This window comes from Amycolatopsis palatopharyngis, assembly GCF_003385185.1.
Taxonomy (GTDB): Bacteria; Actinomycetota; Actinomycetes; order Mycobacteriales; family Pseudonocardiaceae; genus Amycolatopsis; species Amycolatopsis palatopharyngis.
Genome location: NZ_PQHZ01000002.1, coordinates 66,032 through 92,694 on the forward strand (window position 1 = coordinate 66,032; position 26,663 = coordinate 92,694).

Genomic DNA, 26,663 nt, shown 5'->3' on the forward strand with positions numbered 1-26,663 from the left:
GTGACAGTCGCTCATTCCGACTCCCTAGACGTTGCCAGCCGCGCGCTCGCGGCGCGCAGCTCGTTGCTGATCACGGACTCGTCCACGGTGCGCAGTTCTCCTTCGGCGACGACGGTCTCCCCACCGACCAGCAGCAGCGCCAGCGGCGGGAGCGTGCCGAGCACGAGTGCGGCAACCGGGTCGGCGATTCCGCTGTGTGCCAGCCCATCGAGGCGCCAGACGGCGAGATCGGCGAGCTTGCCCGGCTCCAGCGAGCCCAGTTCGCGTTCCCTGCCGAGGCACCGCGCTCCGCCCATGGTGCCCAGCCGCAGTGCCTCGCGGACGGTGAGCGCGCTCGGCCCGCCACGCTGGCGTGCCTGCAGCAGCGCCTGGTGCAGTTCCTCCCCGAGCCCGCCGGACTCGTTCGAGGCCGCGCCGTCGACGCCTAGCCCCACCGGTGCCCCGGCGTCGAGCAGATCGCGGACCGGTGCGATTCCGGTGCCCAGCCTGCCGTTGGAGGTGGGGCAGTGCGCCGAGCCGGTACCGGTGGCGCCGAGCCGCAGGATCGCGTCCGGTGCCAGGTGCACGGTGTGCGCGAGCCAGACGTCCGGGCCGAGCCAGCCGAGTTTCTCGGCGTACTCGGCAGGCGAACAACCGTTCTCCGCGCGGCACTGCCGTTCCTCGTCAAGGGTCTCGGCAAGGTGGGTGTGCAGGCGGACGCCATGGGCGCGGGCCAGTTCGGCGGCGCCGGTCATCAACCGCTCAGTGACCGAGAACGGCGAACACGGGCCAACCGCGATCCGGACCCTGGCGGTGGGCTCCGGATCGTGCCAGGTGCTGATTGCCCGCTCCGTGCCGAGCAGGGCGCTCTCTGTGTCCTCGACCAGGTTGTCCGGCGGTAGTCCGCCGTCGGACTCCCCCCGGTCCATCGATCCGCGCACCAGGTGAGCGCGCACCCCGATCCGGTGCGTCGCCGAAACCAGCGCGTCGAGCTGGTCGCCGCCATCTGACGGAAAGACGTAATGGTGATCGGCAACGGTGGTGCAACCGGTCGTGGCGAGCCGGGCGAGTCCGGCGGACGCCGCGGTATGCGTGATCTCGGCGTCCAGCCCACCCCACACCGGGTACAGCTCGACCAGCCACTCGAACAGTGTGGAGTCGGCCGCGAGCCCCCTGGTCGCCCACTGGTAGAGATGATGGTGGGTGTTCACCAGGCCCGGGGTGACCAGGCAGCCGCCGGCATCGACGCGCCGGTCGGCGGCACCGGGTGCGGGTCCTGGACCGACCGAGACGATCCGGTCGTCCTCGACGAGCACGTGGCCCGACGGGTACTCCGTGTCCTGATCGTCCACAGTGCAAACGGCGGCGTTCTCGATCGCGACGCGGGTCACGACTTACCCGCCTTCTCCGCCGCCGCATGGCGGACGGCGTCCAGGATCTTCTCGTACCCGGTACAGCGGCAGAGGTTGCCGGCCAGTGCCTCGCGAATCTCCTCGTCGGCCGGTTCGGGCACGCGGTTCAGCAGATCGTGCGCCGCCACCACCAGTCCCGGTGTGCAGAAGCCGCACTGCACGGCGCCACAATCTACAAAGGACTGCTGCACCGGATCGAGGCGGTCCCCCTCGGCCAGCCCCTCGACCGTGCGTACCTCTCGCCCCCGCACCTGCCCCGCAGCGACCAGACAGGAGCACACCGGAACCTCGTCCAGATACACCGTGCACGAGCCGCACTCGCCCTGTTCGCAGGCGTTCTTCGAGCCGGGGAGGCCGAGCCGCTCGCGCAACACGTACAGCAGGCTCTCGCCCTCCCAGACGTCGTCAGCCTGCCTGGTCTCACCGTTGACCGTCACGTTCACGCGCATGCTCTGCCTCCAGTTTGGAATTCCGACCAGGCCCAGCCGAGCGTGCGCCTGGCGAGAACGCTCAGTGCGTGTTTGCGGTAGTCCGCGCTGCCGCGCACGTCGTCGATGGGATTCGCGGCGGCTGCGACGAGCTCACCGAAGCGTCTGCGCACGGAGTCGGAAATACCGGCGCGGGTCTCCCACAAACCCGAGGCGGTGAGTTCACCGGTGAGGAACTCCTCCGCTTCGGAAGCGTGGCGCGGTGTCGGTGCGGCGGAGCCGACGGCCGCGGCCACCCTGGCCTCATCCGGGTGCAGGGCGATCGCGAAGGAACACACCGCGATGACCATCGCGTTGCGGGTGCCCACCTTCGCGAACTGTTGTGGGCCGGCTGTTGCGGGCAGGTGCACCGCGGTGATCAACTCGTCCGGCTCCAACGCATGCCGCTTCACCCCGAGGTAGAACTGCTCGGCGGGGACAAGCCTGGTCCCCCTTGTCGATGCCGCCTCCACCTTCGCGCCCGCGACCAGCAGCACCGGGTGTGTATCGCCCGCGGGCGAGGCCGCACCGAGGTTGCCGCCGACGGTCCCCCTGTTGCGGATCTGCGGGGAGCCGACCGTCCTCGACGCCATCGCCAGCGCGGGCAGCGTGGCACCGAGTTCGTCGATCACCCTCGTGTAGGGCACCCCGGATCCGAGCCGGATGAGCCCATCGGTCTGCTCCCACTCGGCCAGTTCGCCGATCCCGGTGAGATCGAGCAGCGTCTCCGGACGTCGATGGTCGAAGTTGAGTTCGACCATCACGTCCGTGCCGCCCGCGATCGGCACCGCGTCCGGCCGTTCGGCCTTGACGGCGAGTGCCTCGCCGAGTGTGGCGGGACGGAGAAACTCCACCGTTGCTCCCCTTCGTCGGGTTCGCACTTTCCCGGGAAAGTGCGGTTCAGGAGGTCGCACTTTCCCGGGAAAGCGCCGGTCCGGCTGGTGTGTGACCTGCTGCACAAGTAGACACAGTCGGACCCGCACCCGGCAACGGCGCCGCAGTATGAAACCGCGGCTGGTCAAGGCCCTTCCCTTTGTGCTTTTCTACAAACCTGATGACGCCGGTGCGAACGCTGCTCGAGATCCCCGAACTCCGGCTGCGGCTGCGCAGCGGGGCCACACTGCTGGACCGGGAGGTCAGCCGGATCTACGGGACCGAACTCCCGGACCCCAGCCGCTACCTCTCTGCGGGTGAACTCGTGCTCACCGGGCTGCTCTGGTGGCGCGACGAAGACGACGCTGAACCGTTCGTCAGCGCCCTGGCCGACGCGGGCGCCACCGCCCTCGCGGCGTCCGGCGCGGACACGGATGGGATTCCCACCGAACTCGTGCGCGCGTGCGAGCGGCACCGCATCCCGCTGCTCGAGGTGCCACCCGATCTGTCGTTCGCCGTCATCACCGAACGGGTGGTGCTCGCGCTGGCCGGCGACCGCGAGGACAGTCCCGGTGCGCGCAAACGGTTGCTGTCGGCGGCGACCGAGCACGCGTCACTTCCCGAGCTGCTGCGGCACGGGGCCGCCGAACTGGACGCACCGTGCTGGGTGCTGTCGGCCACCGGCCGGATCGTGGCGTCCGGCGGCCCGGAACCGCTCGACGCGACCTCCGCCGCACGAGCGTTTGTCGAGGCGGGCGGTCGCACGGTCGTCCAGAATGGACTCACGTCGCTACCGCTCGGCGACCGCTCGCCCCTGCCCTGGCTGCTGGTCGTGGGAGGCGACCGGGCCGACCGGCCACCCGCGCGGGCCGCGGTCGCGGAGGAACTCGCGAGTCTGGTGGCGCTGGATCGCTCCCGGAGCGAGCAGATCCGCGGGGTCACCGACCGGCTGGCCGCGCCTTTGCTCCGTCTGGTCGGCGGGGCCGCGCTGAGTGAAGGCGAACTCTCCGGCGGTCTCGGCGCCACCGGGCTGACCACGGACACGGCACTGCGGGTCCTGCTGCTCCGCGCACCGGAACCGGTGCGCGGACTCGGCGTGCAACTGCTGGTGGAGCTGCTCGCCGAGCACCCCGGCCGGTCGTTCGTCGGCGAGCTCACCCAGCAAGGCGATCAGGCGTGCGCGCTGGTCGAGGCGGACGAGTGGCCGCAGGACTGGGCGGAGACGGCGACCGCGGCACTGTCGGCTGTGGAACCGCTGCTACGCGGGGGCCAGGTCCTGGTCGGCATCGGTGGTCCGGCCACGATCGCCGGTTTGCGCGGGGCGAGCGAGGAGGCCCGCCACGCGTTGGCGCTGGCAGCGCGAGGCACCGACCGGATCGCCGTGGTTTCGGGTGAGCAGATCGGCACGCACCAACTGCTGCTCGCCGGAGTGGCCGACGAGCTGAGGCACTCCGTCCGCAGGCGGACGCTCGGCCCGCTACTCGCCTACGACGAGGCCCAGCAGGGCGATCTCGTCCGCACGGTGCGGGTGTTTCTGGAGTGCTCCGGTTCCCCTGGCGCGGCGGCGAAGGCGTTGCATGTGCACGTCAACACGCTGCGCTACCGCATCACACGGGCCAGCGAGCTGCTCGGCAAGGACCTCACCGACTTCCCCACGCAGGTGGACGTCTACCTCGCGCTGTGCATCTCCGACCGGGAGGCGTAGGCGTCGAGATCGTTCCTGCCCAGGTTGGTGGCCTCGGCGACCTCTGCGGGATCGAACGCACCACAGTCCAGACCGCGGACGAGGAAGCGCGCCAGTGCCTGTGCCGTGGCCGGCTCGTCGAGGACGCCACCGCCTGCCTGCTCCGCGTACGCCCGCAATCGTTGTGCCGCAGCGGAAAAGCCGTCGCGGAAGAACCCGTAGGTGGCCGCGAACCGGCTCGGGAGCTGATGCGGATGTAGATCCCAGCCCTGGTAAAAGCCGTTGCCGAGGCTGCGTCGCACCAGCCGGACGTGCTCTGCCCACCCGGCGTGCACGTCCACTGCCGCACCGACTGGAAGCCTGTTAGTGGAGCCGTCGGACAGCCGCACCCCCGTACCCGCGGCGGCGACCTGCATGAACGCCTTCGCGAAGTCCGCGGCCGAATGGTCCATACGCTGATCCGCCGCGCTGATGCCAAGAGCCGCGCTGTAGTCGTAGGTGCCGTAGTGCAGACCGGTGCATCGGCCCTGGGCCGCACGGAGCACGGCAGCGACGGCGACCGTGCCGTCCGGGGTGAGGATCGACTGCGGTGTCTCGATCTGCACCTCGAACCGTAGTGCCCCTTCAGCCAGCGAGTGTGCCTGTTCGAGCGCGGCCAGCACCTCTACGGCCGCGACCACCTGTGCCACGGCCGTCACCTTGGGCAGGGTCACCACGAACCCGTCCGGCAGACCCGAATCCCGCAGCAGTCCCTCGAGGAAGAGGTCCAGTGTGCGAATGCCGCGATGGCGGGTGGCCGCCTCGAAGCTCTTGAACCGGATTCCGGTGAACGGCGGCGCCGACCCGGCAGCGACCAGCCCGGCGAGGACGCGTCCCGCGTCCCGAGCCGCGGAGTCCTCCTCCTCGTCGGGCCGATTGCCGTAGCCGTCCTCGAAGTCGATCCGCAAATCCTCGACAGGCTCGGCGCGCAGCTTCTCCCGCACCCGCTCGGCCACGGCCGCGTCCATGGCCAGCCCGTCGCCGTGCTGCTCCAGCACGTCGCGGGCCTGCGCGCCCCACTTCTCGACCACGTCGGCCGAGAAGTGGGGCGCGGGCACATAGACGGTGTGTACCGGCTGGCGCCCTGCTGGCTCACCGGGATACAGCGCGGCCACCTGGGCGTCCGCCTCCGCGAGGCGGGCGTCGGCGGCCGCGTAAACGCTGTGCGGGAGCCGGCCTGCCGGTGCCACCTACTGGATCCGCTCGTAGGCGGCCAGTGTCAGGAAGTCGACGTACTCCTCGGCCAGAGCGACCTGCTCGAACAGCTCGACGGCCGGTTCGAGCAACTCGGCCGGGACCTCACCGGCGAGTTCCTTGTGCACGTCCTCGATCACCGAGCGGACCACCGGCTCGGTGACCTTCTCACCGTTGTCGAGCTCGGTGCCGTTGCGCACCCACTGCCAGACCTGCGAGCGGGAGATCTCCGCGGTGGCGGCGTCCTCCATCAGGTTGTGGATACCGGCCGCACCATTGCCGCCCAGCCAGGACGCGAGGTAGCGAATGCCGACGTCAACGGCCGCACGCAGCCCGGCCGCGGTCGCGCTGCCCTCGGTGGAGGCGACGTCGAGCAGCTGCGCTGCGGTCACCTGCACGTCCTCGCGGGTCCGATCGAGCTGGTTCGGCTTGTCGCCGAGGACCCGGTCGAACTCCTCGCGGCAGATGTCGACCATGCCGGGGTGCGCCACCCAGGAACCGTCGAAACCGTCACCGGCCTCGCGGCTCTTGTCGTCGCGCACCTTGGCGAGCGCCTTCTCCGTGACCTCGGGGTCGCGCCGGTTCGGGATGAACGCGGCCATGCCGCCGATCGCGAAGGCGCCGCGCTTGTGGCAGGTCCGCACCAGCAGCTCGGTGTACGCGCGCATGAACGGCGCGGTCATGGTCACGCTGTTGCGGTCCGGCAGCACGAACTTCTCGCCCGCGTCGCGGAAGTACTTGATCACGCTGAACAGGTAGTCCCAGCGACCGGCGTTCAGCCCGGAGGCGTGCTCGCGCAGCTCGTAGAGGATCTCCTCCATCTCGAACGCCGCGGGGATCGTCTCGATCAGCACGGTGGCCCTGATCGTGCCGTGGTCGATGCCCAGCTCGGCCTCGGCGTGGCTGAACACGTCGTTCCACAGCCGCGCCTCGAGGTGGCTCTCCATCTTCGGCAGGTAGAAGTACGGACCTGCGTCGTTCGCCAGCAGGGCGCGGACGTTGTGGAAGAAGTAGAGGCCGAAGTCGACCAGCGCACCGACGGCCCTGCGCCCACCGAAGGTCAGGTTCCGCTCGTCGAGATGCCAGCCACGGGGGCGGACCACGATCGTGGCGTGCTCCACGTCGTCGCGCAGCTGGTAGCTCTTGCCCTCCGGGGTGGTGAGCTCGACCGTCTTGCGCACCGCGTCGTGCAGGTTCACCTGCCCGGACACCACGTTGTCCCAGTGCGGGGTGTTGGCGTCCTCGAGGTCGGCGAGCCAGACCTTGGCGCCGGAGTTGAGGGCGTTGATCGTCATCTTGCGGTCGGTCGGGCCGGTGATCTCCACCCGCCGGTCACGCAGCGCGGGCGGGGCCTCGGCCACCTGCCAGTCCGACTCGCGGACCTCGCGTGTCTCGGGCAGGAAGTCCAGCTTCCCGGTGCGCGCGGCCTCCTCACGCTTATGGGTGCGCGCCTGGAGCAGCTCGTCGCGCCGGGCGGCGAACTTGTCGTGCAGATCGGCAAGGAACTGCAGCGCCTCGGGCGTCAGGATCTCGTCGCCGCGCTCCACCGAGCCGCCCAGCACCTGCACTTCGGACATGCGAACACCCCACTGTGACTTTTCAAAAAGACGTCCATACGTTTTTACATCTCGGACTATAGTTTCTGCATAGCGGAAGCTCAACGGCGGTGTGATATCAACAGCGTTGTGACGAAGGGAGCAGCCTGTGGCGCCGCAGAAGTCCACCCGTGACGGTAGTACCGGCGTTCAGTCCCTGCAGCGGGCGTTTGAGCTGCTCGAGCACCTGGCCGACACCGGCGGCGAGGCGAGTCTTTCCGAGCTCGCGTCGACATCGGGGCTGCCGATGCCCACCATCCACCGACTGATCCGCACACTGGTGGCCCTGGGATATGTGCGGCAGAACACCAACCGGCGCTACGCGCTGGGCGCACGACTGATCCGGCTCGGGGAGAACGCGAGCCTGCAGTTCGGCAGCTGGGCGCGCCCGTTGCTGACCGAACTGGTCGACGAGGTCGGCGAGACCGCGAACCTGGCCGTGCTGGAGCGCGACGAGGTGGTGTACGTCGCGCAGGTGCCTTCACGGCACTCGATGCGGATGTTCACCGAGGTCGGCCGCAGGCTGTTGCCGCACGGCACAGGGGTCGGCAAGGCGATCCTGTCCGTGCTGCCGCCGGAGCAGACTCGGGCGCTGCTCGCCCGCACCGGCATGCCCGCGTACACCGAGCACACCTTCACCGAGCCGGACACACTGCTGCGCCATCTCGCCACCGTCGCGAAGCAGGGGTACGCCCTGGACGAGAGCGAGCAGGAGCTGGGCGTGCGCTGTGTCGCGGTGCCGATCGACGGGGCGCCGACACCCGCCGCAGTTTCGGTGTCCGGCCCGGAGGGCAGGCTCACCAAGGAGGCTGTCAGCCGGATCGCCCCGGTGGTGCAGCGCATCGCCAGAGACCTTTCGGCCCAGCTGGGCACGGACGCCGCCAGCGCGTAGCGATCCGGATTCGCTCAGCCGAGCAGGGCGTCCACGAACGCGGCGGGCTCGAACGGCGCGAGGTCGTCGGGCCCCTCGCCGAGGCCGACCAGCTTGACCGGGACACCGAGCTCACGCTGCACCTGGAAGACGATGCCGCCCTTGGCCGTGCCGTCGAGCTTGGTCAGCACGATGCCGGTCACGTTCACGACCTCGGCGAACACCCGCGCCTGCGCGAGCCCGTTCTGTCCGGTGGTGGCGTCGAGTACCAGCAGCACCTCGTCCACCTCGGCCTGCTTCTCCACCACCCGCTTGACCTTGCCGAGCTCGTCCATCAGGCCGGTCTTCGTGTGCAACCGGCCCGCGGTGTCGATCAGCACGGCATCAACGCCGGTGTCGATACCGCGTTTGACGGCGTCGTAGGCCACGGCGGCGGGATCGGCACCTTCCTTGCCCCGGACAACCTCGGCGCCGACGCGCTCCGACCAGGTCTGCAACTGCTCCGCGGCCGCGGCACGGAACGTGTCGGCCGCACCAAGCAGCACCTGCCTGCCCTGGACCACGAGCACGCGGGCCAGCTTGCCGGTCGTGGTGGTCTTGCCGGTGCCGTTCACGCCGGCGATCAGGACGACCGCAGGACGCTTCCCTTCGGGGCCGCCGGTGTGCGGAAGCGCGCGCACCGAGCGGTCGTCGTCGCGGCCGAGCGCGTCGGTGAGGACGTCCTTGAGCACGACGCGTGCCTGTTCGGAGCTGCGTACCCCACGACTGGACAGTTCGGTGCGCAGCTTCTCGACGATCTCGGTGGTGGTCGCGGAACCGAGGTCGGCGATCAGCAGCGTGTCCTCGACGTCCTGCCAGGAATCCTCGTCGAGGTCGCCCGCGCCGAGCAGGCCGAGCAGGCCCTGCCCGAGAGAGGAACGTGATTTGGACAGCCTGCCGCGCAGGCGTTCGATCCGCCCGCTCGCGGGCTCGATCTCCTCCACGGGCTCCGTGGGCCCAGCGGGCTCGGTGAGCTCAGTGGGCTCTGCGGGAGCAGCGGGCGGCTCCACCTCGGTGGACGCCGGCGGCGCGGGTTGAGCAGGTACTGCGGGCGGTGCCGGCTCAGCCGCCTCGACGGTGGCCGGATCCTGTGTCGCCGTATCGTCGGACGCCGGTTCCTGCTCGACCTGGTCCGGCAGGCCCACGTCGACGATGCCACGGCGGGGCGCGTCCCTCGGCACGGAGGCGTCGTCGCCGACGCCGGGCTGTCCGTCGACCTCGGTGCGATCCCCCGCGGGGTGCGGTGGCGCGGCGGGAGGGGCGGTGTCCTCCTCGGTGGCGCGTTCGGTTCCCCCCGGAGCGAGACTGATCCCGCCGCCCGCCTGGTACCCGCCGCCCTTCGGCTTCTCCCGCTCGGGGCGGTCCGGCTCATCGAGGCTGATCTTGCGCTTACGGGCGATCGTCAGCCCTGCGACAAGGGCGATCGCGAGCAGCACGACGACCGCGACAATGATCCAGAACCACAGGTTGCTCGACACGCGGCCATCCTCGCATCCGACCGGCGCGGGAGCAGGATGCCCCCAATGTGGCATTGGGGAACTCCAACGTCCCGAATGCCGCATTGGGGAACTCCAACGTCCCCAATGCCACATTGGGGAACTTCCCCGACACGCCAAGTGAACGCGTAACTCCTTGCAACTCTTTTCGGACAAAAATCAACGAAACATCTTGTGCTACGACGGGGCGGTGGACTAGACCACATCTCGTGACGAACCCCGATGAAGGCCTGCGGGTCGTCGGACTCATCTCCGGCACCTCCATCGACGGCATCGACGTGGCGGCCGCCGAGTTCCGGGCCGACGGCGAAGAGCTGATCCTCGTTCCGCTCGGCTGCCTCGAAATCGACTATCCGGAACAGCTGCGGGACGACCTGCTCGCCGCCCTTCCTCCCGCCGCCAGCAGCGTCGAGCGACTCACCCGGCTCGACACCGAGGTAGGCCAGGCCTTCGCCGCGGCCGCCCGCACCGGGATCGACCAGCTCGCCGGTGGACACGCCGACCTGGTGGCCTCACTGGGACAGACGGTGTTCCACTGGGTCGAGGACGGTTCGGCCAAGGGCACACTGCAACTCGGCCAGCCCGCATGGATCGCCGAGCGAACCGGACTGCCGGTGGTCGCGGATCTCCGGGCCCGGGATGTCGCCGCGGGCGGCCACGGCGCACCGCTGGCCAGCACACTCGACTCGCTCTGGCTGCGCCCGCTCGTGGACGAGACCGGGCGCGCGGGGGCGGCGGTGAACGTCGGCGGCATCGCGAACATCACCGTGGTCACCGCCGAGGGTGAGACCCTGGCTTACGACACCGGTCCCGGAAACGCCCTGCTCGATCTCGCCGCGGCGCGGGTCAGCGGTGGCAGCCTGCGCAGCGACCTCGACGGTGCACTCGCCGCGCGCGGCCAGGTGCGCACGGACCTGCTGGATCGCCTGCTGAGCGATCCTTACTATCTCGCGCCGCCGCCCAAGTCCACCGGCAAGGAGCATTTCCACCAGTCGTACCTGGACGAGGCATTGGCCGGACTGCCAAGCGTCGGCGACCACGATCTGCTCGCAACCCTCACCGAGCTGACCGCGACCACGATCGCCGCGGCCTGCAGGGAACACAAGGTGGACACGGTCGTCTGCTCCGGCGGCGGCGTCGCCAACCCGATCCTGTTGGCGGCCGTGCGCGCCGCCCTCGACGGGAGCACGGTGACCACCAGTGGCGAGATCGGCCTCTCCAGCGCGGGCAAGGAGGCCTACCTGACGGCTCTGCTGGGATGGCTGACCTGGCAGGGACTTCCGGCGAACGTACCGGGCGCCACCGGCGCTCGCGGCACACGGCTGCTGGGCAGCATCACTCCCGGCGCGGACGCCCTTCGCCTCCCACAGCCACGACAGACGGCAATCAGCCGCTTGCGGGTAGCGGCCGATCCCACGGACACGGTAGGAGATAGCCATGCGCGCCCTTGACCTCGCGATCATCGTGGTGTTCCTGGTGGGAACACCACTACTCGGCATAGCAATCGCCGGGAAACAGCAGTCCTCCTCCGATTACTTCGTGGGCAGCAGGAAGGTTCCCTGGTGGGCGGTCACCTTCTCGGTGGTCGCCACCGAGACGTCCACGCTGACCGTGATCAGCGTGCCGACCGTGGCCTACCTCGGCAACATCACCTACCTCCAGCTGGCCATCGGTTATCTGATCGGCCGGGTACTGGTGGCGTTCGTGCTGTTGCCCAAGTACTACGCGGGCGACCTGGTCAGCGCGTACGGGTTCCTCGGCAAACGGTTCGGCAGCAGCATGCAGGGCACGGCATCGGTGACCTTCCTGGTCACCAGGCTGCTCGCCGACGGAGTCCGGCTCTTCGCGACCGCGATCCCCGTCAAGGTGATGCTGGCTGTGTTCGGAGTGGACGCGCCGTACTGGATCATCGTCGCGGCGATCGCGCTCATGGCGGTCATCTACACCACCCTCGGCGGGATCAAGGCCGTCATCTGGATCGACGTCATCCAGATGGGCATCTACGTCCTCGGCGCGGTGTTCGCCCTGGTGATCCTGACCGGGAAGCTGCCGGACGGCTGGCTCGGCGCCGCGTTCGACGCGGGCAAGTTCCAGCTCTTCGACTTCTCCTCCGACGTCGTCACATCGCACTACGCCTTCATCACGGCGGTGGTCGGTGGCGCACTGTTCGCCATGGCCTCACACGGCGCGGACCAGCTGATGGTGCAGCGACTGCTGGCCTGCCGCAACGTCAAGGAAAGCCAGAAGGCCATCATCGCCAGCGGTGTCGTGGTGTTCTTCCAGTTCGCCCTGTTCCTCGTCGTCGGCACGGCGCTGTGGTCGTTCTACAAGGGACTGGCACCCGCGGACATGGGGATGGAGGCCAGCGACGAACTCTTCCCCACGTTCATCGTCAACGAGCTGCCTTCCGGTCTCTCCGGACTGCTGGTCGCCGGCATCCTGGCCGCCGCGATGAGCACGATCTCGTCCTCGCTGAACTCGCTGTCCACCTCCACGGTCAGCGACCTGTACCAGCGCTTCTCCAAGCGCAAGCTGGCGGACAGCGCGATCCTGAAGCACGCGAGGGTGTGGACCGTGGTCTGGGCGTTCGTCTTCATCGGGTTCGCGTCGCTGTTCACCACGACCGAGCAGCCCGTGGTCGAGCTTGGCCTGAGCATCGCCAGCTACACCTACGGCGCACTGCTGGGCGCGTTCTTCCTCGGCATGCTGGTGAAGCGGGCGAGGGAGGCCGACGCGATCGTGGCCTTCCTGTCGACCGTCGTCGTGGTCGCCGTGTTCATCCTCGGCGTGGAGTTCACTGTGGATGGTGAACAGAAGACACTGGCGTTCCCGTGGTATGTACCGCTCGGCGTGATCGTGTCGCTGGTCGTCGGCGGGCTGCTGTCGCTGCGCCACCCCAAGGACACCCCGGATCCGACCCAGCCTGAGCAAGCCCGCGCCGCCTGATCCACCGCGCACCCCCTCGCGCTTTCCCGGGAAAGTGCGATGGGGTGCGCGTCGCACTTTCCCGGGAAAGTGCGAGGGGGGTTGAAGACCTCAGGCGGGAGCGGGTTCGGGCTCCGGTTCGATGACCACGCCGTCATTGCGCAGGCGCTGGGAGATCACCTTGGTGATGCCGTCCCCCTGCATGCTCACGCCGTACAACGCGTCGGCGATCTCCATCGTCGGCTTCTGGTGGGTGATGATGATGAGCTGCGAGCTCTGCCTGAGCTGCTCCAGCAAGCCGATGAGCCTGCGCATGTTCGTGTCGTCCAGCGCGGCCTCGACCTCGTCCATCACGTAGAACGGCGAAGGGCGAGCTCGGAAGATCGCCACCAGCATCGCGACCGCGACCAGCGACTTCTCCCCGCCGGAGAGCAGCGAGAGCCGCTTCACCTTCTTGCCAGGGGGGCGAGCCTCGACGTCGACGCCGGTGGCAAGCAGGTCGTTCGGCTCGGTCAGCACCATGCGCCCCTCGCCGCCGGGGAACAGAACCGAGAAGACGATCTCGAACTCCCGCGCGACGTCCTCGTAGGCACCCGCGAACACCTCGAGGATCTTGTCGTCGACCTCCTTGATGACGGTCAGCAGATCCTTGCGGGTCGCCTTCAGGTCCTCCAGCTGCGTGGACAGGAACTTGTACCGTTCCTCCAGCGCGGCGAACTCCTCCAGCGCCAGCGGGTTGACCTTGCCCAGCAGGGCCAGGTCCTTCTCCGCCCGCTTCGCGCGCCGGGTCTGCGTATCGCGGTCGTACGGAATCGGCTGCGGGGCCATGACGGTCTCCCCGCGCTCCTTCGCGGCTTCGTACTCGGCCATCTCGCCCGCACCGGGGGGCACCGGGACATCCGGGCCGTACTCCGCGATCAGGTCGTCGAGTCCCATGCCGAAGTCCTCGGCGATCTTGGTCTCCAACTGCTCCAGCCGCAGCCGTTGCTCGGCCCGCAGCACCTCGTCACGGTGCACGGCGTCGGTCAGCTTCTCCAGCTCACCGGACAGTTCCCTGACCTTGCTCCGCACCTGGCTCAGCGCCGACTCCCGCCGCAGCCGCTGGCTCTGGATCTCGTCGCGCTCGGCGGCGGCACGCTGCAGTGACACCTCGATGCGCTCGAGTGCGGTCTCCCCGCCGTTCACCACGGCCGCGGCGATCTCGGCGCCACGAGCCCGAGCGATCCTGGCCTTCTCCGCCCGCTCCCGTGCCTGCTGCTCGGCCTGCGCGGCGCGGCGCAGCGCATCGGCCCTGCCGGCGATACCCCTCGCCCGTTCCTCCGCGGTGCGCAGCGCCAGCCTGGCGTCGACCTCCTCCTGGCGCACGGTGGCCAGCGCACCGGCCGCCTCGTCCCGCTCACTGGTGTCGGGATCCTCGTCGACCGGCTGCTCGGCGACCGCGGCGAGTCGCTCCTCCAGCTCACCGAGCTGCTCCAGCGCCTGCTCCCGGCTTTGCTCGACCTTCATGCGCTGGCTACGCAACCGCTCCACATCGGCCTCGGCCGAGCGGGCGGCCTGCTGCATCCGGCTCAGTCGCTCGGAGGAGCGCGCCTTGCGCACCTTGGCCTCGCTCAGCGCTTCCTTGGCCTGGCCGACCTCGTCCCTGCGGTCCTGCTGTTCGGCGCGAGCGCCCTCCAGTTCGGCGGCCGTGCGTTCCAGCAGCCGTTCCGCGGCCAGCATGCGGTCCTGCGCCTCGTCGACGGCGGCCTGCACCTCGATGACGCTCTCGCTGCGAGCCGATCCACCGACCGCCCAGTTCGCGCCGTAAACATCACCGTCCTGGGTGACGGTGCTCAGTTCCGGGTGGGCGAGGACCAAGTCCTGTGCCCGCTCCAGAGTGTCCACAATGACCACCCGATCCAGCGCACGCTCGACGGCGGGGCGCAACGCCTCGGGTGCCGTGACCACCTCCCTGGCCCAGCGCGCCCCGGTAGGCAGCGCGGGCCAGGTGGCAGTGTCCACTGTGTACTGCTGTGCGGCGGGCAGAACGCCCGCGCGACCGGACTCGTTGTCCTTCAGGTACTTCAGCGCCGCGACCGCGTCGTCGCCCGCGCTGACAGCCACCGCGTCGGCGACCGGGCCCAGGGCCGCGGCCAGCGCGACCTCGTAACCGGCGTCCACTGTGAGCAGTGCGGCGACCGAGCCGATCAGGCCGGGCAGGTCGTCGGCCGCCCCGAGCAGCGCACCGGCGCCGTCCTTGCGTTTGAGGCCCATGGACAGTGCGTCCACCCTGGCCTTCTCGGACGCGATCTCCCGCTCCGCGGTCCGCTCCGCCAGGACAAGTTCCTCAACCCTGGCCTTGGCGGCTTCGTTGGCCCGCACCGCCCGGTCATGGCGATCCTGCAGGTCCGCGTCGTCGGACTCCTCGACCCCGCCCTCCGCGCGGGCCTGCTCGAGTTCCTCGGCGGCCTCCTCGGCGCGCGCGGAGGCCTCCTCGATACCCATGGTGAGGCGGTCGATCTCCTCCGCTGTCGCACCTGTCTTACTGCGCAGCGCCTCCACCTGGCCGGTCAGCTTCGCCAGACCCTCCCTGCGGTCGGCGATGGCACGGACGGCGGCCATATGGGCCTTCTCCGCGGCCTGTACCTCGCGCTCCAGCTGCTCCCGGCTCTGCACGGTGGCCGACAACATCGACCGGGCCTCGGTGACCACATCGGTCAGCTCTCGCTCCCGCTCGGCCACCCGATCGGCCTCGGCGAGCATCTCCTCGGGGTCGCGTCCAGCCGTACCGGTTTCCACCTCGCTGGACAGGTGCCGCTGGCGCTCCACCGCCAATCGCACGGTGCCGCGCAGCCGCTCGGCTAGCGCGGAGAGCTTGTACCAGGTGTCCTGGGCCGCGGTGAGCTTCGGCGCGTCCTCGGCCAGCGACGCCTCGAGGTCGGTCTGCTCCGAGGTCACCACCTCCAGAGCCTGCTCCACCTCAGCCCGCCGAGCCCGCGCCGCGTTCTCGTCGGCTTCCTCCCTGGCCAGCTCGGTCCGCTGGGTCACGAGGTCGTCGGCGTGCAGCCGCAGCCGGGAGTCCCGCAGCTCGGACTGCACGGCCTGCGCCTTGCGCGCGATCTCGGCCTGCTTGCCCAGCGGTTTGAGCTGCCTGCGCAGCTCGGTAGTGAGATCACCGAGGCGGTCGAGGTTCGCCTGCATGCCGTTGAGCTTGCGCAGCGCCTTTTCCTTGCGCTTGCGGTGCTTCAGCACCCCGGCGGCCTCCTCGATGAAGGCCCTGCGCTCCTCCGGCTTGGCCTCGAGGATCTGCGAGAGCTGCCCCTGCCCGACGATCACGTGCATCTCCCGGCCGATACCGGAGTCGGACAGTAGTTCCTGCACGTCGAGCAGCCTGCAGTTGCTGCCGTTGATCTCGTATTCGCTGGCGCCGTCCCGGAACATGCGCCGGGTGATGGAGACCTCGGCGTAGTCGATCGGCAACGCACCGTCGGAGTTGTCGATCGTCAGCGTGACCTCGGCGCGGCCCAGCGGAGCCCGGCCCGCGGTACCGGCGAAGATGACGTCCTCCATCTTGCCGCCGCGCAGGTCCTTCGCCCCCTGGGTACCCATGACCCAGCGCAGGGCGTCGAGGACGTTCGACTTACCCGATCCGTTGGGGCCGACGACACAGGTGATGCCCGGCTCGAAACGCAGGGTGGTCGCCGAGGCGAAGGACTTGAAGCCCCTGAGCGTCAAGCTTTTCAGGTGCACTTGGTGCTGACCTCTCCGCTGCCGGTTCGCAAAGTTCGGTGTCGGCGGAGTTTACCCGCCAGGCCCTGGAGACCGTGGGACCTGGGGCGTGATCCGGCTGTGGCTCATCGCGACCCTTGCCGAACTCAACGCTCGACGAAGCCCTCGATACCGCCCTTGGCCGCCGACCACCGCTCCACGACACGATCCACTCGTCCGGGTGACGTTCCGGAGCGCAACGCCGTCAGTAGACGCTCACAGTGTGCCTTCGGCCCCTCCGCGACGACCTCCACCCGGCCGTCGGCGAGATTGCGTGCGCTGCCCACCAACCCGAGTTCCAACGCCCTGCTCCGCGTCCACCAGCGGAAACCGACCCCCTGAACGGATCCGTGCACCCAGGCGGTCAGACGTTCGTGCGCTGTCTCGTCGGTCATGGCTCTCACGGCGTCCATGGTGCCTGACGCCTGGCGTGCGCGGAGAGTGAACAGCGAGCGCACAGCCACTCGCCCATAGTTACCCGACAGTGGTAGCGTGCCGCCGTCCGCCATTCGGGCTCACCCGTCCGAGTGCAATTGCTGCGGTCGCGGCGCTCGGAAGACGCCGAGGACCCGCACCGCTGAAGGACACGAACCGGACTGAGGATCTGCCAGCCACCACGAGCTGTACCAAGGAGCCATGCATGACGCCTGTGCCCGGGTCAGGACCGAGCCAACGGGGTGAGACCAAGCCACCCGTCGCGCCGACGGAGAAGCTCCAGCGCTCCGGCTACGCGATGCTCGCGGTGAGCGGCCTCGTCGTGGCCACCGCGTTCGCGGGTGTCGCCGAGCTGGCGGGGGGCGGCAACGCCGCGGCTGGAGGGCCGCCCGCGCAGGGCACCGCCCCGGCCGGGGGCGCCCAGCTGGTCCCCGGCAACGGTGTGCCGGGAACGGACACGATGACCGTCACCGGTGTGGCGGAAGCGGGCGAGTTGCCCTCCTCCGCCGCCACCGCTGCCCCGACCACCGTCGTGAGCATCGGTCCTGACGGCACCCCGACCACGACTGTGCTGCCGCCGAGGGCGCCGGGAACCTCGGGCGCACCTGGGACGACGCAGCAGCCGGGCACGTCCGGTCGTTCCGATCTGCCCGGCTCGACCACTAACCCGGGCGACGGCGGCGGCACCGTACTGCCGCCGTCGAGCAACGATTCGACAGAGCCCAGCAGCCCACCCCCAGAGACTTCGAGCTCCGAGCCGACGACTCCCCCGGAGTCGAGCGAACCGTCGTCAAGCGAGCCGCCATCCTCGCCTCCCGACGATGGCAGTGAGACCTCCGGGACCTCTTCCGCGACGTCGTCCTCCAGCACCACAACCGACTGACGCTCAGGGCTCGAAGCGGTAGCCCATTCCCGGCTCGGTCAACAGATGCCGCGGCCGGGACGGCTCGCGTTCCAGTTTCCTGCGCAACTGCGCCAGGTAAACCCGCAGGTAGTGCGACTCGGAGTCGTAGGTCGGTCCCCAGACCTCGTGCAGCAGCTGCTTCTGGGCGACCAGTCTGCCGCGGTTGCGGATCAGCAGTTCGAGCACACCCCATTCGGTCTTGGTCAGGTGCACCTCCGCACCGTCCCTGATGACCTTCTTCGCCGCGAGATCCACCGTGAACGAGCTGGTCTCCACGACCGAATTGGCCTCGTCCAGCGCGCTGCCCGCCGAACGGCGGACTGCCGCACGCAGCCGGGCGAGCAGCTCGTCCATCCCGAAGGGCTTGGTCACGTAGTCATCGGCGCCCGCGTCGAGTGCCTCGACCTTGTCCGCCGAGTCACCGCGCGCCGAGAGCACGATGATCGGCACGGTCGTCCAGCCGCGCAGGCCGCCGATCACCTCGGTCCCGTCCATATCGGGCAGGCCGAGGTCCAGCACGACGACGTCCGGCTTGTTCTCCGAGACAGCGCGCAGGGCCGCGGTGCCGTCGTGCGCGGTGATCACCCGGTAACCCCTGGCGGACAGGTTGATCCGCAGGGCACGAACGATCTGCGGCTCGTCGTCCACCACCAGCACCGTGCTGTTCTGGCCCGGCTGGTGTCCCTTCGTCGAGTTCACGACACCTTTCCTCCCGCCCGATAGCGTGCCGGCAGTGAGATCACCACCGTGAGGCCTCCCCCCGGTGTGTCCTCGGCACTGATCGTTCCGCCCATGGCCTCCGTGAACCCCTTCGCGACGGAGAGTCCCAGCCCGACGCCGGGAGTGCCACCCCGGTCGCCGAGGCGCTGGAACGGGGCGAAGGCCGACTCGGCCCTGCCCTTGGCCAGTCCGCGTCCGTAGTCCACGACCCGCAGTTCCACCTGGCCGGAGTGGGCGCTCGCGCGCACCGCGATCGGCCGCGCGGATCGCCCGTGCCGCAGTGCGTTGTCGACGACATTGGCCACCACGCGTTCCAGCAGTCCCGGGTCCGCCAGCACGACCGGCAAACTGTCGTCGATCTCCACGGCCACCGACTCCGTCCCGTCCACATTGGACAGCGCGTGGGCGACGACCTCCTCGTAGCCGACCGGGCGCAACAGGGGCTTGACCGCCCCGGTCGCCAACCGGGAGGAGTCGAGCAGGTTGTCCACCAGGCCGGCGAGCCGATCGGCGGACTGTTCGATCGTCTCCAGCAGTTCCTCGGTGTCCTCCATGGACAGTTCGATGTCCTGTGCGCGCAGGCTCCCAGCGGCCGCCTTGATCGACGTCAGCGGGGTCCGCAGGTCGTGACCGACGGCGGACAGCAGTGCCGTACGCAGTTCGGTGGCCTCGGCCTTGCGCTCCGCCTTCGCCGTCGCCTGCGCGAGACGCTGTTGACGCAGGACGAGCAACGCCTGCCCGGCGGCGGTTTCCAGTGCCCTTCGATCGGACGCGGGCAGGGCCCGCCCGCTCATCGTGAGGTGGACATCGGCCGTGACCGGAACATCGGCGTCGGCCTCGTCCGGTTCCGCGCAGGGCGTCACTCCAGCGTGGGCGATCCGGTGCCAGCGACCGTCACGCTTCTCCAGCAGCGCGACGGACTTCAGGCCGAAGTTCTCCCTCACCTTCTCCAGCAGCCGCTCCAGAGGCCGAGGATCGCTCAACACCGTCCTGGCATAGGTGGCGAGCAGGGCCGCCTCGGTGCGAGCGCGGGAGGCCTGCACAGCGCGCCGGGCGGCGAGATCGACCACCACCGACACCAGCAGCGCAACGACCACCATGGCGATCAGGGTGATGACGTCGCTCTGCGCGTCGACCGTGAATGTGTAGTAGGGCTGGGTGAAGAAGAAGTTGAGCAGCAGCGCCGACAACAACGACGTCAGCAGGGCGGGTCCGAGGCCGCCGACGAGCGCCACGACGACGCTGGCGAGAAAGTAGCCCACCACGGCGGTGGAGAAGTCGAGTTCGGCGCGCAGTAGCACTCCGATGCCCGTCACGACAGCGGGAAACAGCACCGCCAGTAGCCAGCCCAGACTCAGCCGCGACGGTGCCAGTTCACTTCGGACGAACCTGCGGCGACGGCGCCCACCCGCCTGCTCGTGGGTGACCATGTGCACGTCGATCGGCCCCGAGTCCTGCACGACCGCCGCACCGATGCCCTCGTCGAACAGCCTGGCGAGCCTCGACCGGCGAGAGGTGCCGAGCACCAGTTGTGTCGCGTTCACGCCTCTGGCGAAGTCCAGCAGGGCATGGCGCACGTCGTCGCCGACAACAGTGTGGAAGGTGGCACCGAGCTCGTCGGCGAGCCTGCGGCAGCGGGTCAGGGACGCGGGCCAGTCGGGAACCGCCCCCGATCCGGAAAGACCGTCCCCACGCAGGACATGCAACACGAGCAGTTCGGCGCCCGCTCTGGCCGCGATCCGGCTGGCGCGGCGGATCAGGGTCTCGCTCTCCGGCCCGCCGGTGACCGAAACGACCACCCGCTCCCTGGCCTCCCAGGTGTCGGTGATGCGCTGCTCGGCTCGATAGCGCTGCAGTGCGACATCGACCTGGTCGGCGACCCAGAGCAACGCCAGCTCCCTGAGTGCGGTCAGGTTGCCCGGCCGGAAGTAACTGGCCAGCGCCGCGTCCACCCGGGCTGCCGGGTACACGTTGCCGTGCGCCAGCCTGCGGCGCAGCGCCTCCGGGGTGATGTCGACCAGTTCGATCTGCCCCGCCGCCCGCACCGCCTCGTCCGGGATGGTCTCCAGCTCGCGCACGCCCGTGATCCGCTCGACCACGTCGTTCATGCTCTGCAGATGCTGGACGTTGACCGTCGAGATGACGTCGATCCCGGCCTCCAGCAGCCGGGTGACGTCTTGCCACCGTTTGCCGTACCGGGAACCGGGGGCGTTGGTGTGGGCCAGCTCGTCGACGACCACGACCTCGGGCGCGCGGGCGAGCACCGCGTCTGTGTCCAGTTCGGTGCGCTCGTGCCCGCGGTGCGCGACCGTACGCCTCGGCAGCACCTCGAGGCCGGCGAGCGCATCGGCCGTTAGCGGCCTTTCGTACGTCTCCACGAATCCGACGACGACGTCAGTGCCACGTTCCAGCCGCCTGCGTGCCTCGCCGAGCATCGCGAAGGTCTTGCCGACCCCCGGCGCCGCACCGAGATAGATGCGCAGCTCACCCCGGCGCGATCCGGCGCGCGCGTCCTCAGCAGGCTCCACGATCTCAGTGTGCTCCCGTCGAATGATTCGCATCGGCACGACTCGCGGCTAACTGCCCGGCGCGGCCCACCACCATCCCGAGCCGCTCACAGTCGCTCCAGCCCGCGCAGGGCGAGCGCCAGCGTCAGGAACACGCCGATCAGCAGAACGGCGAAGAGCAAGTCGGCCATGTCGTTTCGGTGCCTCTCGGTGAGCCGGTCCGATGTCGTGGACCTGGTGCGTCCGATCGTGTGGCCGATGGACCGCCGGACCCACCCGCCCTGACGACTTCTTAACGCGCCCCCGCTGCCCCCTAACGCCCCGCTGACATCCCCTACCTTCGGCTGGTTTTTTCCGGCGTAATGTCGTTCGTAAACGTAAGTAACGTCACAGGAGGTATATGATTGGACCAACCACACAGAAGGGGGCACCCGTATGGACACCAGGCCGGTTCCAGAGGCCCCGAGCACCGAGCTGCTCGACAGCTACACGAAGCTGCTGGAACTCGTCCGTACCGGTGAGGCCGAGACGAGACCAGCGCTCAGCCTCCGCACCGGCCTCGGCCGTACCGCGATCACCCAGCGCACCACCACGTTGCTGGAGGCGGGCCTGCTCGAGGAGGGCGACCTGAACCCCTCCACCGGGGGGCGGCAGGCCCGAACACTGCGCTTCCGCAAGGACGCGGGCCGGATCCTGACGGCCGAACTCGGCGCGACCGGGTTCATGGCCGGTATCACCGACCTGCTCGGCAACGTTCTCACCTTGCGCCATCGCGACTGCGACATCGCATTGGGTCCTGACCCGGTGCTCGCCGAGGTCGAGGCGACGCTGGACGAGATCCTGCGGGACACCGGCACGTCCCCCGCCCAGGTGTGGGGGGTGGGCCTCGGCCTGCCCGGCCCGGTGGAGTTCGCGACGGGACGGCCGTCCGAACCGCCGATCATGCCCGGCTGGAACAACCACCCCGTCCGGGACCGGCTGGCCCGGCACTACCAGGCGCCGGTGTGGATAGACAACGAGGTGAACCTGCTCTGCCTCGGGGAGCTGCGTACTCCAGGACTACCGCTGGGCGGCGATCTGCTCTACATCAAGATCGGTACCGGCATCGGCGCGGGCATCAGCAACGGAGGCAGGCTGCACCGGGGCGCCCAGGGCTGCGCCGGCGACATCGGGCACGCGGCGGCCTCCGACGACAGCAGTGTGGTGTGCCGCTGCGGAAAGACCGGGTGCCTCGAGGCGCTTGCCGGGGGTGCGGCTCTCGCCAGGGACGGCACGACGCTGGGGCGCTCCGGCGCGAGTGAGCTGCTCGCGGAGGTACTCACCGACCGCGGCGCGATCACCGGGGAGGACGTGACGGCAGCGGCCCGAGCCGGAGATCACCACGCCGTACAGCTGCTCGTCCAGGCCGGTAGGCGGATCGGCACGATGCTGGCGACGATGGTCAACTTCTACAATCCGTCGACCATACTGCTGGGCGGCCAGGTCGCCGACGCGGGAGATCTCTTCCTCGCGACGATCCGGGAGACCATCTATCGGCGCTCACTGCCGTTGTCCACCAGAGAGCTGCGAATCGACCGTGCGCGCCTCGGCGAGGAAGGCGGGCTGGTCGGCGCCGCCTACATGGTGCTCGACGAACTGTTCTCCAGCCGTCACTTCGGCCAGTGGCTGCCGAGCGGGACACCCGCGGGCATGCCGGAGATGCATACGACGAACGGCAGGAGCGGAATTCTCGCCTGAGAGGGCATGGTGAGAACGGCGGATGCCGAGGTCACAGCGATCCGAATGCACAGACAAGCGCACAGACAAGCGCACAGACAAGCGCACAGACAAGCACTGAACCTGAGCATCGGCTGATAGTCGACTGTGAAGTTCCGGCAGCGGGCACAGATACGGGCAGTCTCGACGTTGACCAAGGTGTAACACCCACAGATGTAGTTGCCGAGGTGAGGACCATGACCGCCGCATTCAGCCGGACCGCGTTCGCCGGACCGTCGAAGGGGCCGACACTGCCGACCCTGCCCGAGGGCTGGCCCATCGGCTCCTACAACTCCTACGCCGAGGCGCAGCGAGCCGTGGATCATCTCGCGGACAACGCCTTCCCGGTCGAGGATGTGACGATCGTCGGCGTTGAGCCGATGCTGGTCGAACGGGTCAAAGGCCGGCTCACCTGGGCCAAGGTGCTGACCGGAGGAGCGGCATCGGGTGCCTGGTTCGGGCTTTTCGTCGGACTTCTGCTCAGCCTGTTCACCCCGGACGGTGGCCTGCTGCCGATCGTGATCGGCCTCGTCGCAGGTGTCGGCTTCGGGCTGGCGTCCTCGGCGATGGGGTACGCCGCCACTCGCGGCAGGCGCGATTTCGTGTCCCACAGCCAGCTGGTCGCCAGCCGCTATGACGTGCTCTCGATGCCGCGCAACGCCGAGCACGGGCGCGAAATGCTCGCGCGGCTCTCGATGAGCTCGGCGGCGGTGAACTAGCAACGCCGAGCGGAACGAGGAGCGAGCGGCCCCCGACGCCACTCGCTCCTCGCCCCTGCTACTTCCCGGCCGGCGGCTGGGGCGTCACCTGTTTGGGGATGACCGCGGAGAACGGCACCCCGGTGTCCTCCCTGCACGTCGGCCGATAGGCGTTGTAGCCGTTGTAATAACCCTGGTCGTCGTACGCGCCGTACTCGATGTGCGGGCGCGGGAAGCGATTGTCCTCACCGAGCTGCATCTGGCTACCGGTGCTCTTGTCACAGCCGTAGCGGGCCGTCGTGATGGGATTGCCTTCGCCGTCGTAGAGGTAAACGCCGGTCAGCGGCTTGCCCTCGGAATCGAACACGTAGATGTTCTCGACCAGTTCATTGCCATAGGTCAGTTCGTTCGGCCCTGAGGAGTACGTACCCGTGGAGTAGTACGGGTCACCGGAGATGCTCCTCGCGTACACCAGTTCCACGAACTGGCCCGAAAGTCCAAGCAGGCTGCCCACCACGAACGCGGACACCGGCAGGCTCACCCAGAGCAGGCGGCGGTCGGTCGCGGACTTCGGCCCGGCCCACAACACGGCCACTCCGACGGCCAGGAACACCGGCAGCGCGAGCACCGCACTCACGCTTCCCAGCAACAGCAGCACGCCAAGTCCGACCAGGACGGCGGCGCACAGCAGCCACCACGCGGGCCGCAACGACGCGAGGTAGCGCAGGACCGACCCGCCCTTGCTGCTCTCGCCCCGGCCCACGGCGGTACTGATCCGGCGCATCTCGGGAAGGTCCTCCATAGGACGAATACCGTGCTGCCACACGTACCACGCGCTCGCACCCAGCACGGGCAGCAGGACGATGAACGGGAACAGGTAGTCGTCGGCCAGGTTGACGGCGACCGCGAAGCCGGTGAGCAGCACGCCGAACACCCCGAGCACGAGGCCCCACAGCGCCAGCCGGGCACCCAGCTGGCGCTTCGGCTCCGCCGCGGCCCGCGCCGTCTCCTCCACGGGAGCGGCGGGGTAGCCACCGGCTGCCCGCAGCTCCGCGGCGTAACTCTCCGGCGAGCCGAGCCGCTCGATCAGCGCGGCCAGCGTCGCGGACTCCCCCAGCTCCGTGCCGATGTCCTGCAGGTGCGGGCGGACGTCCTCCAGGATCTCTTCCACCTCGACAGCTGGCAGGTCGGCCAGCGACGTCCTGACCCGCGCCAGGTAGTCGCGCACCCCACCCGAGTTCTGTGTGCTCATGTGTTTACCCCTGTGTCGTGTTGCGGACGTTCATGCCGCCTCGCCCAGCAGGTCGTCCATCGTCTTGGCGAACGAGTGCCAGGTCCTGCCCGACTCCGCCAGTCTCTGGCGCCCCAACTCGTTCAAGCTGTAGTACTTGCGGTGCGGGCCTTCCTCGCTCGGCACGACGTACGACGTCAGCACGCCTGCCTTGTACAGCCGCCGCAGCGTTCCGTACACCGAGGCGTCGCCCACCTCGTCCAGCCCGGCCTGCCTCAGCCTGCGCAGTACGTCGTAGCCGTAACCGTCCTGCTCGCGCAGCACCGCCAGCACCGCGAGATCGAGCACACCCTTGAGTAGCTGACTGATCTCCACGTGTTCCTCCCGACTTGCGTTCTGGACAGTACCACGCATTCCGCAGTAGCGCGCACAGCACTGGCTCGCAGACCGTAACGGGGGAGTTCAGCGAGTGCGGCGCGGCCTCGGCTGGCAGCGCGGGCAGGAGAACGAAGACCGGTTCATGAACGGGTCACGCCGGATCGGTGTGCCGCAACGGCGGCAGGGCAGACCCTCCTGCCCGTAGGCGTCCAGCGCTCGGTCGAAGTACCCGGACTGCCCGTTGACGTTGACGTAGAGCGCGTCGAAGGAGGTACCACCGGCACGCAAGGCTTCGTTCATCACCTCGGTCGCGGACTCCAGCAGTGTCCGAGCCTGGGCCGCCGTGAGCCGATCGGCCGGGCGGGCCCAGTGCAGCCGCGAGCGCCACAGCGCCTCGTCGGCGTAGATGTTGCCGACACCCGAGACGAGGGTCTGGTCGAGCAACGCCCGCTTCACCTCTGTCCTGCGTGAGCGCAGTGCCCGAACGCCGTGGCGGGGATCGAACGCCGGATCCATCGGATCGCGTGCGATATGGGCGATTGTCTCCGGCAGCAGTGTGCCGTCGGACTCGACGAGATCGGCGAGCGCGAGACCACCGAAGGTCCGCTGGTCGACGAAACGCAACTCAGGACCGTCGTCGTCGAACCGCATCCGGACCCGCAGATGCTTCTCGTCAGCCGCGGTCTCGGGCTGGACCCGCATCTGACCGCTCATTCCTAGGTGCGCGAGAACCGCGGAGTGATCGGCGAGTTCGAGCCACAGGTACTTGCCCCGCCGACGAGCTGCCACGATCCGAACGCCGGCAAGGCGGCCGGTGAAATCCGCCGCACCGAGCACATGGCGGCGGATTGCCCTGGGATGAAGTACCTCGACCTCGGCGATCGTGCGGCCGGCGACGTGCTCCTGCAAACCGGCCCTGACGACCTCCACCTCGGGAAGCTCAGGCACTCGCGCTTACCCCTGAGCCGCGCCGTCGGACCCCAGTTCCGCGGACAATGCGCGCCACGCGGACTCGGCGGCTTTCTGCTCGGCTTCCTTCTTGGTGCTGCCGTCACCGTGTCCGAGGTCGCGACCCGCGACCAGCACGATGGCGGTGAACTCCTTGCGGTGGTCAGGTCCGGTGTCCTCGACCTTGTACTCCGGCACACCGAGCCCGGCCGAAGCCGTGAGTTCCTGCAGACTGGTCTTCCAATCCAGACCTGCCCCGCGCAGCGGCGCCTCGGCCAGCAACCCGTCGAACAACCGGTGCACGAGCATGCGGGCGGTGTCGATGCCGTGAGCCAGATAGGCAGCACCGATCACGGCCTCGAGACCGTCAGCGAGAATGCTCGCCTTGTCCCGGCCACCGGTGAGCTCCTCACCCTTGCCCAGCAGCAGGTGTGCACCCAGCCCACCCTCGCCGAGACCCCTTGCCACCCCGGCCAGCGCGTGCATGTTCACCACGCTGGCCCGCAACTTGGCGAGCTGTCCCTCGGGCAGGTCGGGATGCTGGTTGTACAGGTGGTCGGTGACGACCAGACCGAGCACCGCGTCCCCGAGAAACTCCAGCCGCTCGTTCGGCGGCAGGCCACCGTTCTCGTACGCATACGAACGGTGCGTGAGCGCAAGGGTCAGCAGCTCGGCGTCGAAATCGACGCCGAGCGCCTCGAGCAATGGCGTGGGGTCAGCTGCCGGACCGCCGTGTGACGACTTTCCCCCCATTATCTGTGAACCG

At 69.1% G+C, this 26,663-nt stretch carries 21 protein-coding genes; 7 read left to right on the forward strand and 14 right to left on the reverse strand.

Translation table 11 applies throughout. The features are described 5' to 3' along the window. Nucleotides 1-11: 11 nt before the first annotated feature. The 3 genes from D0C15_RS01665 to D0C15_RS01675 are packed head-to-tail and all read right to left on the reverse strand — an operon-like array spanning nucleotide 12 to nucleotide 2,712. Entirely contained in the window at nucleotides 12-1,370 is a 1,359-nt protein-coding gene (locus D0C15_RS01665) for an 8-oxoguanine deaminase (protein ID WP_116040639.1), read from the reverse strand. Then, entirely contained in the window at nucleotides 1,367-1,840 is a 474-nt protein-coding gene (locus tag D0C15_RS01670) for a (2Fe-2S)-binding protein (protein WP_116040640.1), read from the reverse strand. Before D0C15_RS01670 ends, D0C15_RS01665 begins: the two co-directional genes overlap by 4 nt. After that, a complete protein-coding gene (locus D0C15_RS01675; RefSeq protein ID WP_116040641.1) occupies nucleotides 1,831-2,712 on the reverse strand; it encodes an FAD binding domain-containing protein in 882 nt (293 codons plus the stop codon). Before D0C15_RS01675 ends, D0C15_RS01670 begins: the two co-directional genes overlap by 10 nt. Before the next feature lie 200 nt (nucleotides 2,713-2,912). Here D0C15_RS01675 and D0C15_RS01680 point away from each other — a divergent pair, with 200 nt between their 5' ends. Further along, nucleotides 2,913-4,436 (forward strand): PucR family transcriptional regulator, encoded by a 1,524-nt coding sequence (locus D0C15_RS01680; RefSeq protein WP_116040642.1) that lies wholly within the window; start codon nucleotides 2,913-2,915, stop codon nucleotides 4,434-4,436. Here D0C15_RS01680 and D0C15_RS01685 read toward each other — a convergent pair. Together D0C15_RS01685 and aceB are read right to left on the reverse strand one after the other, a co-directional pair. Further along, nucleotides 4,400-5,644 (reverse strand): DUF6986 family protein, encoded by a 1,245-nt coding sequence (locus tag D0C15_RS01685; protein WP_116040643.1) that lies wholly within the window; start codon nucleotides 5,642-5,644, stop codon nucleotides 4,400-4,402. The two genes, D0C15_RS01680 and D0C15_RS01685, sit on opposite strands and share 37 nt — an antisense overlap. Next, the gene (gene aceB, locus D0C15_RS01690; RefSeq protein ID WP_116040644.1) at nucleotides 5,645-7,225 is read right to left on the reverse strand and encodes a malate synthase A; all 1,581 of its coding nucleotides are present in this window, start codon (nucleotides 7,223-7,225) and stop codon (nucleotides 5,645-5,647) included. A gap of 127 nt (nucleotides 7,226-7,352) precedes the next feature. On the opposite strand from aceB, the gene D0C15_RS01695 reads away from it, so the two are divergent. After that, on the forward strand, nucleotides 7,353-8,135 hold the full coding sequence (locus D0C15_RS01695; RefSeq protein WP_116040645.1) for an IclR family transcriptional regulator: 783 nt from the start codon (nucleotides 7,353-7,355) through the stop codon (nucleotides 8,133-8,135). A 14-nt stretch (nucleotides 8,136-8,149) separates the two neighbouring features. On the opposite strand, the gene ftsY is transcribed toward D0C15_RS01695, so the two are convergent. Continuing rightward, the gene (gene ftsY / locus D0C15_RS01700) at nucleotides 8,150-9,631 is read right to left on the reverse strand and encodes a signal recognition particle-docking protein FtsY (RefSeq protein WP_116040646.1); all 1,482 of its coding nucleotides are present in this window, start codon (nucleotides 9,629-9,631) and stop codon (nucleotides 8,150-8,152) included. Between the two features lie 227 nt (nucleotides 9,632-9,858). On the opposite strand from ftsY, the gene D0C15_RS01705 reads away from it, so the two are divergent. Next, nucleotides 9,859-11,100: an anhydro-N-acetylmuramic acid kinase gene (locus D0C15_RS01705; RefSeq protein WP_116040647.1), complete on the forward strand. Its 1,242-nt coding sequence runs from the start codon at nucleotides 9,859-9,861 to the stop codon at nucleotides 11,098-11,100. Continuing rightward, nucleotides 11,087-12,595: a sodium:solute symporter gene (locus tag D0C15_RS01710; protein ID WP_116040648.1), complete on the forward strand. Its 1,509-nt coding sequence runs from the start codon at nucleotides 11,087-11,089 to the stop codon at nucleotides 12,593-12,595. Before D0C15_RS01705 ends, D0C15_RS01710 begins: the two co-directional genes overlap by 14 nt. 90 nt (nucleotides 12,596-12,685) lie before the next feature. Here the strand turns inward: D0C15_RS01710 and smc are convergent, their stop codons facing one another. Together smc and D0C15_RS01720 are read right to left on the reverse strand one after the other, a co-directional pair. Then, nucleotides 12,686-16,303, reverse strand: coding sequence for a chromosome segregation protein SMC (smc, locus tag D0C15_RS01715; protein ID WP_116040649.1), 3,618 nt, complete (start codon nucleotides 16,301-16,303; stop codon nucleotides 12,686-12,688). A gap of 125 nt (nucleotides 16,304-16,428) precedes the next feature. Further along, nucleotides 16,429-16,716, reverse strand: coding sequence for an acylphosphatase (locus D0C15_RS01720; protein ID WP_116040702.1), 288 nt, complete (start codon nucleotides 16,714-16,716; stop codon nucleotides 16,429-16,431). Between the two features lie 245 nt (nucleotides 16,717-16,961). Between D0C15_RS01720 and D0C15_RS33900 the strand changes: the two genes are divergently transcribed. Next, complete coding sequence (locus tag D0C15_RS33900; RefSeq protein WP_162829871.1) at nucleotides 16,962-17,639, forward strand: hypothetical protein; 678 nt, start codon at nucleotides 16,962-16,964, stop codon at nucleotides 17,637-17,639. Between the two features lie 3 nt (nucleotides 17,640-17,642). Here D0C15_RS33900 and D0C15_RS01730 read toward each other — a convergent pair whose 3' ends face one another. Both D0C15_RS01730 and D0C15_RS01735 read right to left on the reverse strand, forming a co-directional pair. Then, nucleotides 17,643-18,359: a response regulator gene (locus tag D0C15_RS01730; RefSeq protein WP_116040651.1), complete on the reverse strand. Its 717-nt coding sequence runs from the start codon at nucleotides 18,357-18,359 to the stop codon at nucleotides 17,643-17,645. Continuing rightward, a complete protein-coding gene (locus tag D0C15_RS01735; protein ID WP_116040652.1) occupies nucleotides 18,356-20,941 on the reverse strand; it encodes a DUF4118 domain-containing protein in 2,586 nt (861 codons plus the stop codon). Before D0C15_RS01735 ends, D0C15_RS01730 begins: the two co-directional genes overlap by 4 nt. Before the next feature lie 381 nt (nucleotides 20,942-21,322). Here D0C15_RS01735 and D0C15_RS01740 point away from each other — a divergent pair, with 381 nt between their 5' ends. Beyond that, nucleotides 21,323-22,624: an ROK family protein gene (locus D0C15_RS01740; protein ID WP_116040653.1), complete on the forward strand. Its 1,302-nt coding sequence runs from the start codon at nucleotides 21,323-21,325 to the stop codon at nucleotides 22,622-22,624. Nucleotides 22,625-22,839: 215 nt separating this feature from the next. Further along, the gene (locus D0C15_RS01745) at nucleotides 22,840-23,361 is read left to right on the forward strand and encodes a YflT domain-containing protein (RefSeq protein WP_116040654.1); all 522 of its coding nucleotides are present in this window, start codon (nucleotides 22,840-22,842) and stop codon (nucleotides 23,359-23,361) included. A 58-nt stretch (nucleotides 23,362-23,419) separates the two neighbouring features. Here D0C15_RS01745 and D0C15_RS01750 read toward each other — a convergent pair whose 3' ends face one another. The 4 genes from D0C15_RS01750 to rnc all read right to left on the reverse strand — a co-directional run bounded on the left by D0C15_RS01750 (nucleotide 23,420) and on the right by rnc (nucleotide 26,650). After that, complete coding sequence (locus D0C15_RS01750; protein ID WP_116040655.1) at nucleotides 23,420-24,592, reverse strand: DUF1700 domain-containing protein; 1,173 nt, start codon at nucleotides 24,590-24,592, stop codon at nucleotides 23,420-23,422. A 30-nt stretch (nucleotides 24,593-24,622) separates the two neighbouring features. After that, nucleotides 24,623-24,946, reverse strand: a complete 324-nt coding sequence (locus D0C15_RS01755; RefSeq protein ID WP_116040656.1) for a PadR family transcriptional regulator — start codon at nucleotides 24,944-24,946, stop codon at nucleotides 24,623-24,625. Nucleotides 24,947-25,033: 87 nt separating this feature from the next. Further along, complete coding sequence (gene mutM / locus D0C15_RS01760; RefSeq protein ID WP_116040657.1) at nucleotides 25,034-25,897, reverse strand: bifunctional DNA-formamidopyrimidine glycosylase/DNA-(apurinic or apyrimidinic site) lyase; 864 nt, start codon at nucleotides 25,895-25,897, stop codon at nucleotides 25,034-25,036. Nucleotides 25,898-25,903: 6 nt separating this feature from the next. Then, a complete protein-coding gene (gene rnc, locus D0C15_RS01765) occupies nucleotides 25,904-26,650 on the reverse strand; it encodes a ribonuclease III (RefSeq protein ID WP_116040658.1) in 747 nt (248 codons plus the stop codon). Between the last annotated feature and the right edge of the window lie 13 nt (nucleotides 26,651-26,663).

What these genes read in the sequence shown, in the direction of transcription:
- D0C15_RS01670 (WP_116040640.1), bottom strand. Translation starts at nt 1,840, where the DNA reads ATGCGCGTGAACGTGACGGTCAACGGTGAGACCAGGCAGGCTGACGAC.
- D0C15_RS01680 (WP_116040642.1), top strand. Translation starts at nt 2,913, where the DNA reads ATGACGCCGGTGCGAACGCTGCTCGAGATCCCCGAACTCCGGCTGCGG.
- aceB (WP_116040644.1), bottom strand. Translation starts at nt 7,225, where the DNA reads ATGTCCGAAGTGCAGGTGCTGGGCGGCTCGGTGGAGCGCGGCGACGAG.
- D0C15_RS01710 (WP_116040648.1), top strand. Translation starts at nt 11,087, where the DNA reads ATGCGCGCCCTTGACCTCGCGATCATCGTGGTGTTCCTGGTGGGAACA.
- D0C15_RS01720 (WP_116040702.1), bottom strand. Translation starts at nt 16,716, where the DNA reads ATGACCGACGAGACAGCGCACGAACGTCTGACCGCCTGGGTGCACGGA.
- D0C15_RS33900 (WP_162829871.1), top strand. Translation starts at nt 16,962, where the DNA reads ATGACGCCTGTGCCCGGGTCAGGACCGAGCCAACGGGGTGAGACCAAG.
- D0C15_RS01735 (WP_116040652.1), bottom strand. Translation starts at nt 20,941, where the DNA reads ATGCGAATCATTCGACGGGAGCACACTGAGATCGTGGAGCCTGCTGAG.
- D0C15_RS01740 (WP_116040653.1), top strand. Translation starts at nt 21,323, where the DNA reads ATGGACACCAGGCCGGTTCCAGAGGCCCCGAGCACCGAGCTGCTCGAC.
- D0C15_RS01745 (WP_116040654.1), top strand. Translation starts at nt 22,840, where the DNA reads ATGACCGCCGCATTCAGCCGGACCGCGTTCGCCGGACCGTCGAAGGGG.
- D0C15_RS01750 (WP_116040655.1), bottom strand. Translation starts at nt 24,592, where the DNA reads ATGAGCACACAGAACTCGGGTGGGGTGCGCGACTACCTGGCGCGGGTC.
- rnc (WP_116040658.1), bottom strand. Translation starts at nt 26,650, where the DNA reads ATGGGGGGAAAGTCGTCACACGGCGGTCCGGCAGCTGACCCCACGCCA.